Genomic DNA, 15,093 nt, shown 5'->3' with positions numbered 1-15,093 from the left:
GTACTTGGTGGCCCATCAACAGACCAGAGAAGCGGCAAACAAAACAACAGCCCTCCCAGCAAGGGCAACATGCGGGCCGCATCCGCCATGCGGCGGCGCCGGTATGTCCTGCGCTCGACAAAAACCGGAATACGGCCCTCATCACTCATGTCGTCGCCACCAATGAGCGGACGGCATCAAGAACATCGGCGTTCGAAAACGGCTTGGTCATGAAGCGGTTGACGCCGACACGTTCAGCCATTTCCCGGTCCTTATCCTGCCCTCTGGCCGTGAGCATGAGAACCGGTGTACCTGCGAGGTCAGCGTCTGCCCTGATATCCTTGAGAATATCAAAACCACTCCGCCCGGGAAGCATCACGTCAAGGATGATGAGGTCCGCCTCGCGACTGCGCACAGCCTCCATGGCATCATGCCCATTGGAGTGGGTTTTCACCTCCCATCCGTCGCGCATCAGGATAAAGCTGATCGCTTCAATGATATTTGGCTCATCTTCGATAAGAAGCACTTTTTTGTTCATGCCATCGGCCTCCCCTCCGATGTCATCGCGTTATGCGTTCCCTCATTTATCATGAAACTCGAACCACAAGTCAAAAGCCCTCTCACATGATGGATGGCTCGCGCCTTGCCGCGCAATCCTTACGCGGGCAAACACGGCAGGAAATTCCGACATCAATTGACGGCCATTGCCCCTCGTCACGTTCGGGCAGAAGCAGCATATACCCCTTCATCAAGGCCGGGTGCTCGAAGGTGGGGGGCGTCACCTCCTCGGCGGCAGCCATGGCCAACAATCTGACATTGTCTCTTCCTGTCTGGCGCAGGTGTACACACATCGGTGAGCCGGGATGCCGCAGCACCTGGAATATGGGCCAAAGCGCACAGGCGCCGGCAACACGGGGCGTTCCGAAGCCTTCTATTTCCTTGCGCAAAAGCAGACTACCGGCATTGTCACACACGATCAGACCGACCGGCCCGACCTCGTTATCCGGCAACGACGCAAGACGCCGGAAGACCAAGGGCAACCCCACATTCAGACGCCGGGCCAATGCATCGGGAGAAATACCCAAGGCGGAAATCGCGGCGTGAAGGTCATACCTTGGCAACGCCGAAACGTCCTTGGCGTAGGCTTGCAAATATTCCTCCAGAATCCTTCGGGCCGCATCACTATCAAGTTTGTCTGCCAAACCTTCGACCACTGCGGCAACCGCGGCCATCGGGTCTGCGGCATCTTCGATTTCACCAAAATGAAAATTGCGATCGCTCAACAATGCATGAACGGTATCCTGCGGCGAAAGCGCCTCGGCCTCGCTTTCCGGTCCGGCCTCAAGATAGCTCACAAGGGCCTGCGCCCCCTCCGCCAGCCTCCGGCTGTCTTCCCCGATGTTTCGGTGAAACCGATGCTGCCACTCCGGTTCGATCTCGCGCGTCTCCTCAAGGATGGAGGCTGTCGAGCGAATGGCCGTGACCGTGGAGATCACTTCATGAAGTGACGCCGCAAGATGCGGATCATGTGCCATACGATCCGTCAAACTTTGCACTGTTCGCTCCAATGTCTCGACCCTTTGATGCTGTGCCGCCACCAACTGCGCCCAGCCCGGAAAGCGGCCCGCGAATTCCTGTGCCCGATCGACTTCAGCCTCGCGTTCCTCCTGAGATCCCGCAGCTTCGTGCAATGCAGCAATCAATGTGGCCTCGGCCCCCTCGGAAAGAAGCGTCGGCTCCACCTCCAACGCCTCGGCCAATCTCAGAAGGGTCCGCCCCCCGATTCTGCGTCGATTGTGCTCGATCAGGTTGAGGTACGACGGTGATATTTCTGCCGCCTTGGCCAACTCGGTCTGACGCAAGCCAAGCGCCATGCGTTTTTCACGGATACGCGTTCCGATCATCGAGCTGGCAGGCATTCGGAAATTCCTAGCGTTTCAACGGGGTTCCGTTAGGGAATGCATATTTATTTACAAATTGAAAGCCCGCCCTGTCTATTTTTTTACAAAAAAAATGTTCTTGTGGAAGCAGTTGTTGCGTAATTTTCTTTCTCCTTGCGATAATCCTTTTGCACACGTGTGCCGTTTGGGGAGGCGCAGAGGAGGCCCTCCCTGATCGACTTTATTCAAAGGGAGGATATCAATGTCCAATTCGAACCTGACTCGTCGTGGTCTGCTGAAGACCAGCGCAGTCGCTGGTGCCGGCGTCGCACTTCCGACGATCTTCACGGCCTCGAGCGCCGCGGCATATACCAATGAGCCGACAGGCGGCACCGTTACCCTCGGCTTCAACGTGCCGCAAACCGGCCCTTACGCCGATGAGGGCGCCGACGAACTGCGCGCTTACGAACTGGCGGTCGAACACCTGAACGGTGGCGGTGATGGTGGCATGATGAACACCTTCACTTCCAAGGCGCTGCAAGGGAACGGCATCTTGGGCAAGAAGGTCGAGTTCGTCACCGGCGACACGCAAACCAAATCGGACGCTGCCCGTGCTTCGGCCAAGTCGATGATCGAAAAAGACGGTGCGATCATGATCACCGGCGGCTCGTCCTCGGGTGTGGCCATCGCTGTGCAGGGCCTGTGCCAGGAGGCCGGCGTGATCTTCATGGCGGGCCTGACCCACTCGAACGACACCACCGGCAAGGACAAGAAAGCCAACGGTTTCCGTCACTTCTTCAACGCCTACATGTCGGGTGCCGCACTCGCCCCGGTTCTGGAGAAGCTCTACGGCTCGGACCGCAAGGCCTATCACCTGACCGCCGACTACACCTGGGGCTGGACGCAGGAAGAATCGATCGTTGCCTCGACCGAGGCGCTTGGCTGGGAAACCGTGAACACGGTGAAAACCCCGCTGGCCGCGACCGACTTCTCGTCCTACATCGCGCCGGTTCTGAACTCGGGTGCCGACGTTCTGGTGCTCAACCACTACGGCGGCAACATGGTCAACTCGCTGACCAACGCCGTGCAGTTCGGCCTGCGTGAAAAGCAGGTGAACGGCAAGAACTTCGAAATCGTCGTGCCGCTCTACTCGCGCCTCATGGCCAAGGGTGCCGGTGAGAACGTGAAAGGCATCCACGGTTCGACAAACTGGCACTGGTCGCTGACCGATGAAGGCTCCAAGGCGTTCGTCAAATCCTTCGGCGAGAAATACGGCTTCCCGCCGAGCCAGGCCGCGCATACCGTGTACTGCCAGACCCTGCTTTATGCAGACGCCTGTCAGCGTGCCGGGTCGTTCAACCCCTGTGCCGTGGCCGAAGCCCTCGAAGGTTTCGAGTTCGACGGCCTTGGCAACGGCAAGACGCTTTACCGCGCCGACGACCACCAGTGCTTCAAGGACGTTCTGGTTGTGCGCGGGAAAGAGAACCCGACCAGCGAATTCGACCTTCTCGAAGTCGTTGAAGTCACGCCTGCCGCTCAGGTCACCTACGAACCGGATCACCCGATGTTCGCAGGCGGCGCCTTGGGCAGCTGCAACCCGGGCTCCTAAACCCGTTACGGTTCCCGGCCGCGCATGTGACGCGGCCGGGTCCAATCCGGCAGCTTCGGATTCACCACCGCACTTCTTAACCCATGGGTGGGAACAATGGACGCAATCATCCTACAAATTCTAAACGGCCTCGATAAAGGCTCGGCCTATGCGCTGATCGCCCTTGGCCTGACGCTGATCTTCGGTACGCTCGGCGTTGTGAACTTTGCCCACGGGGCGCTGTTCATGATCGGTGCATTTTGCGCCGTCACACTGTCGAAAATCCTGAACCTCAGCTATGAGACCATCGACGAAACAAAGACTGACTTTCTCGGGAACCCCCTGAAAGTCAAAACGCCCTATGTCGAAGCTTGGTTCGGCCCCGACATCGGAGCCAGCATCATCGACTGGGCCGTTCCGCTTGCGATCCTGTTTTCTATCCCGATCATGATCGGCATCGGCTTCATCATGGAGCGTGGCCTGATCAAGCATTTTTACAAGCGTCCACATGCCGACCAGATCTTGGTGACCTTCGGCCTCGCGATCGTGCTTCAGGAAATCATCAAGTATTTCTACGGCGCCAACCCGATCCCGACCGGGGCCCCCGAGGTGTTCCGAGGATCGTTCGACTTTGGCGTTCTGCTGGGCTTTGATCCCAATGCTATCATCTACCCCTACTGGCGACTGGTCTACTTTGCCTTCGCCGCGGTGATCATCGGTGCGGTCTTTGCCTTCCTGCAATTCACCACCTTCGGGATGGTCGTGCGGGCCGGGATGGCCGACCGCGAAACCGTGGGCCTTCTGGGGATCAATATCGACAAGCGCTTTACCATCATGTTCGGTATCGCCGCCGCAGTCGCGGGCCTTGCCGGGGTGATGTATGCCCCGATCAACTCGCCCAACTATCACATGGGCATGGATTTCCTTGTCCTCAGCTTCGTTGTGGTCGTGGTCGGCGGCATGGGCAGCCTACCCGGTGCCGTTTCCGCCGGTTTCCTGCTCGGTGTTCTGGAGAGTTTTGCGTCCATGAACGAGGTCAAGGCCATCCTGCCCGGCATCGACCAGATCATCATCTATCTCGTCGCAATCATCATTCTGCTGACGCGCCCCCGTGGCCTGATGGGCCGCAAAGGCGTGATGGAGGACTAAACCATGCTGGGATTGAACAAAAAAGACGCGTCTCTCCTGATCATCGCTGCGGTCCTCGCCTTGGGCGCGCCGTTTATCCTCAACCCCTTCCCGGCGGACAGCGCAATGGCGCAGTTCAACGCTGGCTACCCGGACCTGATGCAACGCTTCGTCATCTTCGGGATATTCGCCATCGGGTTCAACATCCTGTTCGGTCTGACCGGCTACCTGTCCTTCGGTCACGCGGCCTTTCTGGGGGTCGGCTCCTACTCGGCCGTCTGGATGTTCAAACTGCTCAGCATGAACGTGCTGCCGGCGATCATCCTGTCGGTTATCGTGGCGGGACTGTTCTCTCTGCTGATCGGCTTCGTGTCTCTTCGCCGGTCGGGCATCTACTTCTCGATCCTGACACTGGCCTTCGCACAGATGAGCTTTAACCTCGCCTATTCGGTCCTGACGCCGATCACCAACGGCGAAACCGGCCTGCAGTTGACGTTGGACGACCCGCGTATTCTGGGCGCCAGTGCCTCGGTAGATGGCGGCATTCCGGTGACCAACCTGTTTGGCCTTGAGATGCGGTCGACCTACGAAATGGCGCTTGGACCCTGGTCTTTTCAATTCAACGCCGGGTACTACCTGTGCGCAATCATCATGCTGCTTAGTTTCTACCTCGCGATCCGGATTTTCCGTTCGCCCTTCGGGATGATGCTGCGCGCGATCAAGTCCAACAACACCCGGATGAACTACACCGGCCTGAACGCACGGCCCTACGCACTTGCGGCCTTCGTGATTTCGGGCATGTATGCCGGTCTGGCGGGCGGCCTGATGGCCTCGATGGACCCTCTGGCCGGGGCCGAGCGGATGCAGTGGACGGCTTCGGGCGAGGTGGTTTTGATGACCATCCTGGGCGGCGCCGGCACCCTGATCGGCCCGGTCTTGGGCGCAGGTTTCATCAAGTACTTCGAGAACATCTTCTCGAAGATCAACGACAACGTTCTGCACAACTGGGTCAGCTTCATGCCAGACGGTCTTGAAGATGTGGTCGTGGCCTTGATCCACCCCTTCATCGGCAAGGGCTGGCACCTGACACTGGGCCTGTTGTTCATGCTGGTCGTCATCTTCCTGCCTGGCGGGCTTGTGGAGGGCGGTCAACGTATCGCGCGCGCCTTCCGCCGCAAGAGAAACGATGACAAGTCCGATAAATCCACCAGCACCGAACCCGCGGAATAAGGAGGGCCAACGATGGGCATTCTTGAAGTCAAGGACGTCAACAAACGCTTCGGTGGCCTTCAGGCCCTTGGCGACGTCAACCTCAGCGTGGCAGAGAACTCCTGCCACGCGATCATCGGCCCCAACGGGGCTGGCAAGTCCACCCTGCTCAACTGTCTGGTGGGCAAGCTGATCCCGGACACTGGCAGCGTCATGTTCGACGGCCAAAGCGTACTGGGGCGCAAGCCTTACGAGATCAACCAGATGGGCATCTCGCGGGTGTTTCAGACGCCAGAAATCTTCGGCGACCTGACTGTTTTGGAAAACATGATGATCCCGATCTTTGCCAAGCGCGACGGAGCCTTCCGCATGCATGCCCTGGAAGGCACCGCCAACGAGAAAGGGATCGTGGAGCACGCCGAACATATGCTGGAAAGCCTCAACATGGCAGACAAGCGGCATATGCATTCCGCCTCGATGAGCCGCGGCGACAAGCGGCGGCTTGAGATCGGCATGTGTCTTGCGCAGGAGCCACGTCTGTTGCTTCTGGATGAGCCGACGGCGGGCATGGCCCGGGCGGACACCAACAACACCATCGACCTGCTCAAGCAGATCAAGGACGAACGTGACATCACGATCGCGATCATTGAGCATGACATGCATGTTGTGTTCAGTCTTGCGGAAAGGATCACCGTTCTGGCGCAGGGCACACCGCTGGTCGAGGACACGCCGGACAAGATCAAGGGCCACCCGAAGGTCCGCGAAGCCTATCTTGGCGAAACGGCGTAAGAAGGAGATCACGAGATGAACGTCAAACCCGATTTCTCCAAGGGCAAGAACTACGCCGAAACCGCTCCGGCCTTCCTGTCGGTCTGGGATATGCAATCCTACTACGGCGAAAGTTACATCGTCCAAGGCATCAGCTTCAACGTCCACGAGGGCGAAATCCTTGCCCTTCTGGGCCGGAACGGGGCCGGAAAGACCACCACGCTGCGCTCGATTGCGCGCATGGACAGCCCGCAGGTCAACCATGGTGAAGTCTGGCTGGATCACCAGCCGCTTCACAATATGAAAAGCCATCAGGCCGCCGCGGCGGGGATCGGCCTTGTGCCCGAGGATCGCTGCATCATTCCCGGTCTGACGGTCGAAGAAAACCTTGAACTGGCCCAGATCGCACCGCCCATCGGTTGGTCGATCGAACGCCTGTACGAGCTGTTTCCCCGCCTCGGCGAGCGCCGCAAGCAAGAGGGCATAACCCTTTCGGGGGGCGAGCAGCAGATGCTGGCTATTGCCCGCGCCCTTGCGCGCGATATCAAGGTTCTCCTGCTGGACGAACCCTATGAGGGCCTCGCGCCGGTGATCGTGGACGAAATCGAGAAAACGCTGCGTATCATCAAGGAACAGGGTATCACCACGGTTCTGGTGGAACAGAATGCCGTCCGCGCCCTGGAACTGGCGGACCGCGCGGTGATCCTTGATACCGGCTCCATCGTTTTCGATGGATCGGCTGCAGAAGTCCTTGAAAATGAAGAACTGCGCGCTGAGTATCTGGCGATCTAATGCGCGCGCCCCTGCCCGGACCTAGGGTTGCATCCTACCGGGCAGGTCCCTAACCATTGACCGTATTATGACAAAAAGGTCTGACATGTCTGACAAAACTTATCCCCCCTCCTCCGAATTGGTTGCGAATGCTCACGTAGACGCCGCGAAGTACGAGGAAATGTACGCCGCCTCGATCAAGGACCCCGAAGGTTTCTGGAACGAACATGGCAAGCGTGTGGACTGGATCAAGCCTTTCACCAAGGTCAAGAACGTCAACTACGACTTCGGCAACGTCTCGATCAAATGGTTCGAAGACGGCAGCCTGAACGTCGCGGCCAACTGTATCGATCGTCACCTTGCCACACGAGGCGACCAGACCGCGATCATCTGGGAGCCCGATGACCCCACGGACGAAGCGCAGCACATCACCTATAATGAGCTGCACGAGAACGTCTGCAAAATGGCCAATGTTTTCAAGAACCTCGGCATTGGCAAGGGGGACCGCGTGGTGATCTACCTGCCGATGATCCCGGAAGCGGCTTATGCCATGCTGGCCTGCGCCCGGATCGGGGCCATTCACTCCATCGTCTTCGCGGGCTTTTCGCCTGACGCCCTTGGCGCACGGATCAACGGTTGTGATGCCAAGCTGGTCATCACCGCCGATACCGCACCGCGCGGTGGCCGCCGCACCAAGCTGAAAGACAACGTTAACCAGGCCCTGCTGCACGACACCGACGACGTGAAATGCCTTGTTGTCAAGCGCACCGGCGATCAGATCGCTTGGCGCTCGAACGATGATTACTGGCTGCACGAAGAGCTGGAAAAGGTCGACGCCGATTGCCCGCCCGCGGAAATGAACGCCGAAGATCCGCTGTTCATCCTTTACACCTCCGGGTCGACCGGGCAGCCCAAGGGCGTGGTCCACACGACCGGCGGCTATCTGGTTTGGGCCTCGATGACGCATGAAATCACCTTCGATTACCACGATGGCGATATCTTCTGGTGTACTGCCGATGTGGGCTGGGTCACCGGGCACAGTTATATCGTCTATGGCCCGCTGGCCAATGGCGCGACCACGCTGATGTTCGAAGGCGTCCCCACCTACCCGGATGCCGGCCGGTTCTGGGCCGTGTGCGAAAAGCACAAGGTCAATCAGTTCTACACCGCCCCGACCGCCATCCGCGCACTGATGGGGCAAGGCACTGAATTCGTTGAAAAATATGACCTCAGCGACCTGAAGGTTCTGGGCACCGTGGGTGAGCCGATCAACCCCGAAGCCTGGAACTGGTACAACGAGGTTGTTGGCAAAGGGAATTGCCCGATCGTCGATACATGGTGGCAGACCGAGACAGGTGGCCACATGATGACCCCCCTGCCCGGCGCCCATGCGACCAAGCCCGGCTCGGCCATGAAGCCCTTCTTCGGGGTAGAGCCCGTGGTGCTTGAACCCACCAGCGGTGAGGAAATCCACGAGTACCCAACCGAAGGCGTGCTGTGCATGAAAGACAGCTGGCCGGGGCAGATGCGCACCGTCTGGGGCGATCATGAGCGGTTCCAGAAAACCTATTTCTCGGATTACAAAGGCTACTACTTTGCCGGGGACGGCTGCCGTCGGGATGAGGATGGCGATTACTGGATCACGGGCCGAGTCGACGATGTGATCAACGTCTCGGGCCACCGCATGGGCACCGCGGAAGTGGAAAGCGCATTGGTCGCCCATTCGAAGGTGGCCGAGGCCGCCGTGGTCGGCTACCCCCATGATATTAAAGGACAAGGCATCTATTGCTACGTCACCTTGATGTCGGGCGAGGAGCCTAGCGACGACCTGCGCAAGGAGCTGCGTACCTGGGTCCGCCAAGAGATTGGCCCGATTGCCGCGCCGGACCTCATCCAGTGGGCCCCGGGCCTGCCCAAGACCCGGTCGGGCAAGATCATGCGCCGCATCCTGCGCAAGATCGCCGAGAACGACTATGGCAGTCTTGGCGACACCTCGACACTGGCCGACCCCAGCGTTGTGGACGAGTTGATCGAAAACCGGATGAACCGCGACTGAGTTGGCGGACATCGCTGATGAAAGTCCCCGCGCGATCCGTCGTGCGGGGATTTTTTTCGGCTCTCCCCGGCCCGAAGGTCAGATTCGTGCGAATCACCCACAAGCCATTGGTTAACAACAAAAATCTCCAGCGGCATCGCGTCGGCATAACGTCGGTATGGCGTCGGTATTTTTCACTGCACCCCGGCGGATTAACAGGGCGTACGGGGAAAGTTGTACGAAACGTACGCGCGTTTCGTACGTTTCGCCCGAGTAAGGACAAACAACGGGGCACCCCCATTAAACACGTCAGCAAATATTCGCGCATGAGCATTGATCAACCATGATTTCCGCCACGATGTCCCATGCCTCCATGCTAGGATTGGCGGGCACTTCAAAAGATGAAGGAGACATTATGAAGATCAGCATCAAAGTACTTGGCCTCGTGGCCCTGACCGGCCTTGCCGGTTGCATGACGGTCGAACAGGAACGCGAAATGACCGGCGCGCTTGTCGGGGGCGGTCTTGGCCTTGTCAGCGCCAAGGTTCTTGGCGCGGACAATGAGTGGGTCGTGGTCTCAACCCTTGCCGGGGCTGCGGCGGGTGCTCTGGTGGCGCGGAACCGCACCAACAACACCTGCGCCTACGCAAATGGCGACGGCACCTATTATCGCGCGCCCTGCCGCTGATCGCGCATAGCGCGCATTCGGGTGGGGCCTCTCAGCCCCGCCCACGATAGGGCGGTACGCCCTGATCGGGAATCCAGACGCCCTCGGGCTGTGGCCCGGTCTGATAGAACACATCAATCGGGATGCCGCCGCGTGGATACCAATAGCCCCCGATACGGAGCCACTGCGGCTCAAGGAAATCGGCCAGACGGCGGGCGATGGTCACGGTACAATCTTCGTGGAAAGCCCCGTGATTTCGGAAGCTGCCCAAGAACAGCTTGAGCGATTTGCTTTCCACCAGCCATTCGCCGGGGACGTAATCAATCACAAGATGCGCGAAATCGGGTTGCCCTGTCATCGGGCAGAGCGAGGTGAACTCAGGCGCCACGAAGCGCACGTTATAGGCCACATCGGCCTGCGGGTTCTGGACGCGTTCAAGCTCGGCCTCGTCGGGGCTTTGCGGCTGTACCGTGTCGCTGCCCAATTGGGTGAGGTTCTGGTAAATATCGTCGCTCATTGTCTCTCTCCTCAAACGCCGCGTTTGTTGCCCCAGAGCATGACATGCAACTGCGGCAGGACGCGCGCCTCGTACCAATTGTCGGCAATTACCCGGTCCACCAGCCAGCGCATGCGCGCATCCACACCTTCTTGGTCCACCAGTGCGCTGTCATCCTCGGGCGGCGGGGGCGTGTGGTTGCCGGGTTGCAGGTAGACGGGCAGATCAGGGTAGCGCGCGGCCACATCGCGCGCCCAGAGGTAATCCGCCTCGTCAAAGACCACGATTTTCAGGACCGTGTCGGCCCCCTGCCCGGCCTCAACGCAGGCTTGGAAAATCTCCCAATCCACCTGCATGTCGCTGGAGGGCGGTTTGGGGCTGAGCACCAGCATATCGAGGTCGGCAAACCAATCGCGCGCGACGCTGCCTTGGGTTTCGAGGCCAAAGCGGTAGCCGCGCGCATGGCCCATCTCGATCAGCGGGCCGAAAGGTTGGATCGCCGGATTGCCCCCCGAAAGCGTCACCGTCAGGGGCGTGCCGCCCGAGAGCGCCTCCACCTCGGCCATCACATCCTCGGCCGCCATCGGTTTCCACGTGTCGCGATAGGCGCTGTCGACGGCATGCATGCTGTCGCACCAGCTACAACGGTAATCGCAGCCGCCGGTGCGCACGAAAACCGTGGGCACGCCAATCAGGGCGCCTTCGCCCTGAATGGTCGGCCCGAAAATCTCGGAGACGCGGATGGTGGTGTCGTCGCTCACGGCCGGTATTCCGCCCATGTCTTGGGGGTTTCGCTGACCTTGACGGCGCTGACCTCGGGCCATTTGGCACGGCACCAGTCGTAGAAATGCTTGGCCATACGTTCGGCGGTGACCATGTCATCGCCCAGCACGTCATTGAGGTGGCGGTGGTCCAACTCGTCGTCGATATAGCGTTTGAGCGGTGCCAGATCGAGGTAGTCACGCACGAAACCGTGGGCGTTCAGGTCCTCGGCCTTCAGTTCCACCACCACGATATAGTTATGGCCGTGCAGGCGCGCGCATTGGTGGCCTTCGGGCAGGCCGAAAAGTTGATGCGAGGCGGAAAAGTGAAATTCCTTGGTGATCGTGTACATCACGCGCCCTCCGTTCCGGTGGCTTGCCGCCAATAATCGGGGTCGGCGTAGTCTGTGGGGTCTTCGATGCCGGCAAGGTGGAAGGCCTCGCGCCGTTCCACGCAGGTTCCGCAGCGCCCGCAGTGCAGATCGCCGCCCTTGTAGCAGGACCATGTTTCGGCAAAGGGGGTCGCGTGCCTGGCCCCTTCGGTGACGATCTCGGCCTTCGAGATGGTGACGAATGGGGTGTAAAGTTCAACCTCGCCCATCCCCTCAAGCGCCTTGTTTTCCATGGTTTGGAAGGCGTCTATGAAGCCGGGGCGGCAATCGGGATAAATGAAGTGATCGCCGCCGTGGACAGCCGCCGCGACGGCCCCGGCCTTTTGCGCCGCGGCCATGCCGAAGGCGATGGCCAGCATGATGGCATTGCGGTTGGGCACGACGGTGACCTTCATGGTGTCTTCGGCGTAATGGCCATCGGGCACGTCCAGATCATCGGTGAGCGCCGAGCCGGAGAGCGCCGCGCCGACGCCGCGAATATCGATCACGTGATGCGGTACGCCCAAGCGCGCGGCGCAGGCGGCGGCGGAGTCGAGTTCCTTGGCGTGGCGTTGGCCATAGTCGAACGACACCAGCCCCGCCAATTCGCGTTCGGCGGCGACCTTGTGGGCAAGCGTGACGGAATCCAGCCCGCCCGAGCAGATGACAAGAGTTTTCATTATTTAGTCCTTGTTTTGAGCGGGTAGGCTGCGACCGCATGGGGCGCATCTAAGGGGTTTGGCGGGTTTTGGCAAGCGCCGGACCTTTGCATATGCAGCATTTCCCGGGCATAAAGCGGATATGGAAAACACACAGCTTGCCTTCGATCACGCCCCGGTGGGCCTTGCCGTGCTGGAAAACCGGATCATTCGGCATGTGAACCTGCAATTCGCGGCAATCTTTGGCGACAGCCCGGCGGATTATGCCGGTGTCCCCTTGGCGCGCTATTATCCGTCGATCGAGGATTACAGCCGAATTGGCGAGCGCGCGCTTGCCGCAATGCGCGAGACCGGGCGCTATTCTGACGAGCGGGTGATGAAGCGTCGCGACGGCACGCTGTTCTGGTGCCGGGTGCGCGGGCAATCGCTTACCCCCGACGATCCGTTCCAGCGTGGCATCTGGTCATTTGCCGACCTGTCTGAGGAACGCCCGTTGGTGGAGTTGACACAGCGCGAGCGCGAGGTGGCGATCCTGACCTGCCGGGGGCTGACCTCCAAGGAAATCGGCCTTGAACTGGGCTTGAGTTACCGCACCGTCGAAGTCTATCGCGCGCGCCTGCTGGAGAAGTTCGGCGCGCGGAAACTGGCCGAGTTGGTGGCCAAATTGTCCGGCATGCCGCTGTGAAAGGCGACGTTGGGTCAGCTTTTTTAATTTTCCCCCTCGCAATCCGATGTGGATTAGCCCATTTTGCAGGACGATTGCCTACTTTTCTCAGGCAAACGCTTGCCCTATAAGCGGCCAAAATCATGAACGCGGTAGACCTGTCAAAACTGCCGCAACGGTCGAGGAACCCGATGCCGAACAAAACCCATGACTCCGATGTCGCCTTCATCAAGGCTCTTGCCGAAGTGCTCAACGACAACGAATTGACCGAGCTTGCGGTCAAAAGGGACTACGGCGAAAACGACTCGCTCAACGTCAAGGTCAGCCGCCGCCAGGAAACCGTGGCACAGGTCAGCGCCCCTGCCCCGGCTGTCACGCAAGCGGCCCCTGCCGCTGCACCCGCCGCCCCCGCAGCAGCGCCTGCCGAAAGCGCCCCGGTCGAAGACCCGGCCAGCCATCCCGGTGCGGTGACCTCGCCGATGGTGGGCACGGTCTATATGCAGGCCGAACCGGGCGCGCCGTCCTTCGTCAGCGTAGGCGACAAGGTGGCCGAAGGTGATACCCTGTTGATCGTCGAGGCCATGAAAACCATGAACCACATCCCCGCCCCACGCGGCGGCACCGTGAAACGTATCCTCGTCGAAGACGGCGCCGCCGTGGAATATGGCGCGCCACTGATGATCATCGAATAAGGATCACCTCATGTTCGACAAGATCCTTATCGCCAACCGTGGTGAGATTGCCCTGCGCGTCATTCGCGCGGCCCGAGAGATGGGTATTCAGAGCGTCGCGGTGCATTCCACCGCAGATGCCGACGCCATGCACGTGCGCATGGCCGATGAATCGGTCTGTATCGGCCCGCCGCCGGGCACCGACAGCTACCTGTCGATCCCCGCGATCATCGCCGCCTGTGAGGTGACTGGGGCGCAGGCCATTCATCCCGGCTATGGCTTTTTGTCGGAAAACGCGAATTTCGTGCAGATCGTCGAGGATCATGACCTGACCTTCATCGGTCCCACGGCCGAGCATATCCGGGTGATGGGCGACAAGATCACCGCCAAGGACACCATGAAAAACCTGGGCGTGCCCTGTGTGCCCGGTTCGGATGGTGGTGTGGCCTCACTCGACGAGGCCAAGAAACTGGGCGAGGACATCGGCTATCCGGTGATCATCAAGGCGACTGCCGGTGGTGGCGGGCGCGGCATGAAGGTGGCGCAAAACGCCACCGAGATGGAACATGCTTTCATGACGGCCCGCTCCGAGGGCAAGGCCGCCTTTGGCAACGATGAGGTTTATATCGAGAAATACCTCACCACGCCGCGCCATATCGAGATTCAGGTTTTTGGCGACGGGAAGGGAAATGCCGTGCATTTGGGCGAACGCGACTGTTCGCTTCAGCGGCGCCACCAGAAGGTGTTCGAGGAGGCCCCCGGCCCCTGCATCACCGAGGAAGAGCGCGCGCGCATCGGCAAGATTTGCGCAGATGCCGTGGCCAAGATCAATTATACCGGCGCGGGCACCATCGAGTTCCTTTATGAAAACGGCGAGTTCTACTTCATCGAAATGAACACCCGTTTGCAGGTGGAACACCCGGTGACCGAGGCGATTTTCGGTGTCGATCTGGTGCAGGAGCAAATCCGCGTGGCCGAAGGCCACCCGATGTCGTTCACGCAAGACGACCTCAAGATCAACGGCCATGCCATCGAAGTACGCATCAACGCGGAGAAACTGCCCGAGTTTTCGCCCCGCCCCGGCAAGATCACCCAGTTTCACGCCCCCGGGGGCCTTGGCGTGCGCATGGATTCTGCACTGTACGACGGGTACAGCATCCCGCCGTACTATGACTCGCTTATCGGCAAGTTGATCGTCCATGGGCAGGACCGCCGCGGCGCCCTGACCAGATTGAACCGTGCCCTTGGGGAGTTGATCGTGGACGGGGTCGATACCACTGTGCCGCTTTTCCATGCCCTGCTACAGGAGGAAGACATCCTCGCCGGTGACTACAACATTCACTGGCTGGAGCACTGGTTGGAAACCAACCTTCAAGATTAAGGACAGGCCCCCGCATTGGGGGCCTGTTGATTCAGGACCTGTTGGCGTTTCAAAAACCGTCTCGC

16 protein-coding genes are annotated in these 15,093 nt (G+C 59.8%); 10 read left to right on the top strand and 6 right to left on the bottom strand.

Annotation, left to right across the window (positions count from 1 at the left end):
- Positions 1-145: 145 nt before the first annotated feature.
- Both FDP25_RS14845 and FDP25_RS14840 read right to left on the bottom strand, forming a co-directional pair.
- Complete coding sequence (locus FDP25_RS14845; protein WP_154154042.1) at positions 146-517, bottom strand: response regulator transcription factor; 372 nt, start codon at positions 515-517, stop codon at positions 146-148.
- An 82-nt stretch (positions 518-599) separates the two neighbouring features.
- Entirely contained in the window at positions 600-1,898 is a 1,299-nt protein-coding gene (locus tag FDP25_RS14840) for a helix-turn-helix domain-containing protein (RefSeq protein ID WP_154154039.1), read from the bottom strand.
- Between the two features lie 223 nt (positions 1,899-2,121).
- Between FDP25_RS14840 and FDP25_RS14835 the strand changes: the two genes are divergently transcribed.
- From FDP25_RS14835 to FDP25_RS14805, 7 genes are all read left to right on the top strand, one after another.
- Entirely contained in the window at positions 2,122-3,468 is a 1,347-nt protein-coding gene (locus FDP25_RS14835; protein ID WP_154154036.1) for a substrate-binding protein, read from the top strand.
- Positions 3,469-3,564: 96 nt separating this feature from the next.
- The gene (locus FDP25_RS14830; RefSeq protein WP_154154033.1) at positions 3,565-4,596 is read left to right on the top strand and encodes a branched-chain amino acid ABC transporter permease; all 1,032 of its coding nucleotides are present in this window, start codon (positions 3,565-3,567) and stop codon (positions 4,594-4,596) included.
- 3 nt (positions 4,597-4,599) lie between these two features.
- Positions 4,600-5,805 (top strand): branched-chain amino acid ABC transporter permease, encoded by a 1,206-nt coding sequence (locus tag FDP25_RS14825; RefSeq protein ID WP_154154030.1) that lies wholly within the window; start codon positions 4,600-4,602, stop codon positions 5,803-5,805.
- Positions 5,806-5,817: 12 nt separating this feature from the next.
- Entirely contained in the window at positions 5,818-6,573 is a 756-nt protein-coding gene (locus tag FDP25_RS14820; RefSeq protein ID WP_154154027.1) for an ABC transporter ATP-binding protein, read from the top strand.
- Between the two features lie 15 nt (positions 6,574-6,588).
- The gene (locus tag FDP25_RS14815) at positions 6,589-7,344 is read left to right on the top strand and encodes an ABC transporter ATP-binding protein (protein ID WP_154154023.1); all 756 of its coding nucleotides are present in this window, start codon (positions 6,589-6,591) and stop codon (positions 7,342-7,344) included.
- Positions 7,345-7,429: 85 nt separating this feature from the next.
- Positions 7,430-9,379: an acetate--CoA ligase gene (gene acs, locus FDP25_RS14810; RefSeq protein ID WP_154154020.1), complete on the top strand. Its 1,950-nt coding sequence runs from the start codon at positions 7,430-7,432 to the stop codon at positions 9,377-9,379.
- 394 nt (positions 9,380-9,773) lie between these two features.
- The gene (locus tag FDP25_RS14805; protein WP_154154017.1) at positions 9,774-10,046 is read left to right on the top strand and encodes a glucose-6-phosphate isomerase; all 273 of its coding nucleotides are present in this window, start codon (positions 9,774-9,776) and stop codon (positions 10,044-10,046) included.
- Positions 10,047-10,077: 31 nt separating this feature from the next.
- Here FDP25_RS14805 and queF read toward each other — a convergent pair whose 3' ends face one another.
- From queF to queC, 4 genes are read right to left on the bottom strand one after another with little or no spacing between them, the layout of a single operon-like run.
- Complete coding sequence (gene queF, locus FDP25_RS14800; RefSeq protein WP_154154013.1) at positions 10,078-10,542, bottom strand: preQ(1) synthase; 465 nt, start codon at positions 10,540-10,542, stop codon at positions 10,078-10,080.
- A gap of 11 nt (positions 10,543-10,553) precedes the next feature.
- Positions 10,554-11,300 (bottom strand): 7-carboxy-7-deazaguanine synthase QueE, encoded by a 747-nt coding sequence (queE, locus tag FDP25_RS14795; RefSeq protein WP_154154010.1) that lies wholly within the window; start codon positions 11,298-11,300, stop codon positions 10,554-10,556.
- Positions 11,279-11,635 (bottom strand): 6-carboxytetrahydropterin synthase QueD, encoded by a 357-nt coding sequence (gene queD, locus FDP25_RS14790; protein WP_154154007.1) that lies wholly within the window; start codon positions 11,633-11,635, stop codon positions 11,279-11,281. Before queD ends, queE begins: the two co-directional genes overlap by 22 nt.
- Positions 11,635-12,333: a 7-cyano-7-deazaguanine synthase QueC gene (gene queC, locus FDP25_RS14785; protein ID WP_154154004.1), complete on the bottom strand. Its 699-nt coding sequence runs from the start codon at positions 12,331-12,333 to the stop codon at positions 11,635-11,637. The genes queD and queC overlap by 1 nt, the downstream gene beginning before the upstream one ends.
- A gap of 121 nt (positions 12,334-12,454) precedes the next feature.
- On the opposite strand from queC, the gene FDP25_RS14780 reads away from it, so the two are divergent.
- The 3 genes from FDP25_RS14780 to accC all read left to right on the top strand — a co-directional run bounded on the left by FDP25_RS14780 (position 12,455) and on the right by accC (position 15,028).
- The gene (locus tag FDP25_RS14780) at positions 12,455-12,997 is read left to right on the top strand and encodes a helix-turn-helix domain-containing protein (protein ID WP_154154001.1); all 543 of its coding nucleotides are present in this window, start codon (positions 12,455-12,457) and stop codon (positions 12,995-12,997) included.
- A 170-nt stretch (positions 12,998-13,167) separates the two neighbouring features.
- A complete protein-coding gene (gene accB, locus FDP25_RS14775; protein ID WP_154153998.1) occupies positions 13,168-13,668 on the top strand; it encodes an acetyl-CoA carboxylase biotin carboxyl carrier protein in 501 nt (166 codons plus the stop codon).
- Between the two features lie 10 nt (positions 13,669-13,678).
- Positions 13,679-15,028 (top strand): acetyl-CoA carboxylase biotin carboxylase subunit, encoded by a 1,350-nt coding sequence (gene accC, locus FDP25_RS14770; protein WP_154153995.1) that lies wholly within the window; start codon positions 13,679-13,681, stop codon positions 15,026-15,028.
- The last annotated feature ends 65 nt before the right edge of the window (positions 15,029-15,093 follow it).

It is taken from the genome of Roseovarius bejariae (assembly GCF_009669325.1).
In the GTDB taxonomy this organism is placed as follows: domain Bacteria; phylum Pseudomonadota; class Alphaproteobacteria; order Rhodobacterales; family Rhodobacteraceae; genus Roseovarius; species Roseovarius bejariae.
This window is presented reverse-complemented; position numbering and strand designations above follow the sequence as displayed.

Bases quoted from the DNA above. Each gene is read 5' to 3' on its own strand.
- FDP25_RS14805 (WP_154154017.1), top strand. From the start codon at position 9,774: ATGAAGATCAGCATCAAAGTACTTGGCCTCGTGGCCCTGACCGGCCTT.
- FDP25_RS14780 (WP_154154001.1), top strand. From the start codon at position 12,455: ATGGAAAACACACAGCTTGCCTTCGATCACGCCCCGGTGGGCCTTGCC.
- accC (WP_154153995.1), top strand. From the start codon at position 13,679: ATGTTCGACAAGATCCTTATCGCCAACCGTGGTGAGATTGCCCTGCGC.
- FDP25_RS14835 (WP_154154036.1), top strand. From the start codon at position 2,122: ATGTCCAATTCGAACCTGACTCGTCGTGGTCTGCTGAAGACCAGCGCA.
- FDP25_RS14815 (WP_154154023.1), top strand. From the start codon at position 6,589: ATGAACGTCAAACCCGATTTCTCCAAGGGCAAGAACTACGCCGAAACC.
- queF (WP_154154013.1), bottom strand. From the start codon at position 10,542: ATGAGCGACGATATTTACCAGAACCTCACCCAATTGGGCAGCGACACG.
- queC (WP_154154004.1), bottom strand. From the start codon at position 12,333: ATGAAAACTCTTGTCATCTGCTCGGGCGGGCTGGATTCCGTCACGCTT.
- FDP25_RS14840 (WP_154154039.1), bottom strand. From the start codon at position 1,898: ATGCCTGCCAGCTCGATGATCGGAACGCGTATCCGTGAAAAACGCATG.
- queD (WP_154154007.1), bottom strand. From the start codon at position 11,635: ATGTACACGATCACCAAGGAATTTCACTTTTCCGCCTCGCATCAACTT.
- FDP25_RS14820 (WP_154154027.1), top strand. From the start codon at position 5,818: ATGGGCATTCTTGAAGTCAAGGACGTCAACAAACGCTTCGGTGGCCTT.
- queE (WP_154154010.1), bottom strand. From the start codon at position 11,300: ATGGGCGGAATACCGGCCGTGAGCGACGACACCACCATCCGCGTCTCC.
- accB (WP_154153998.1), top strand. From the start codon at position 13,168: ATGCCGAACAAAACCCATGACTCCGATGTCGCCTTCATCAAGGCTCTT.
- FDP25_RS14830 (WP_154154033.1), top strand. From the start codon at position 3,565: ATGGACGCAATCATCCTACAAATTCTAAACGGCCTCGATAAAGGCTCG.
- acs (WP_154154020.1), top strand. From the start codon at position 7,430: ATGTCTGACAAAACTTATCCCCCCTCCTCCGAATTGGTTGCGAATGCT.
- FDP25_RS14845 (WP_154154042.1), bottom strand. From the start codon at position 517: ATGAACAAAAAAGTGCTTCTTATCGAAGATGAGCCAAATATCATTGAA.
- FDP25_RS14825 (WP_154154030.1), top strand. From the start codon at position 4,600: ATGCTGGGATTGAACAAAAAAGACGCGTCTCTCCTGATCATCGCTGCG.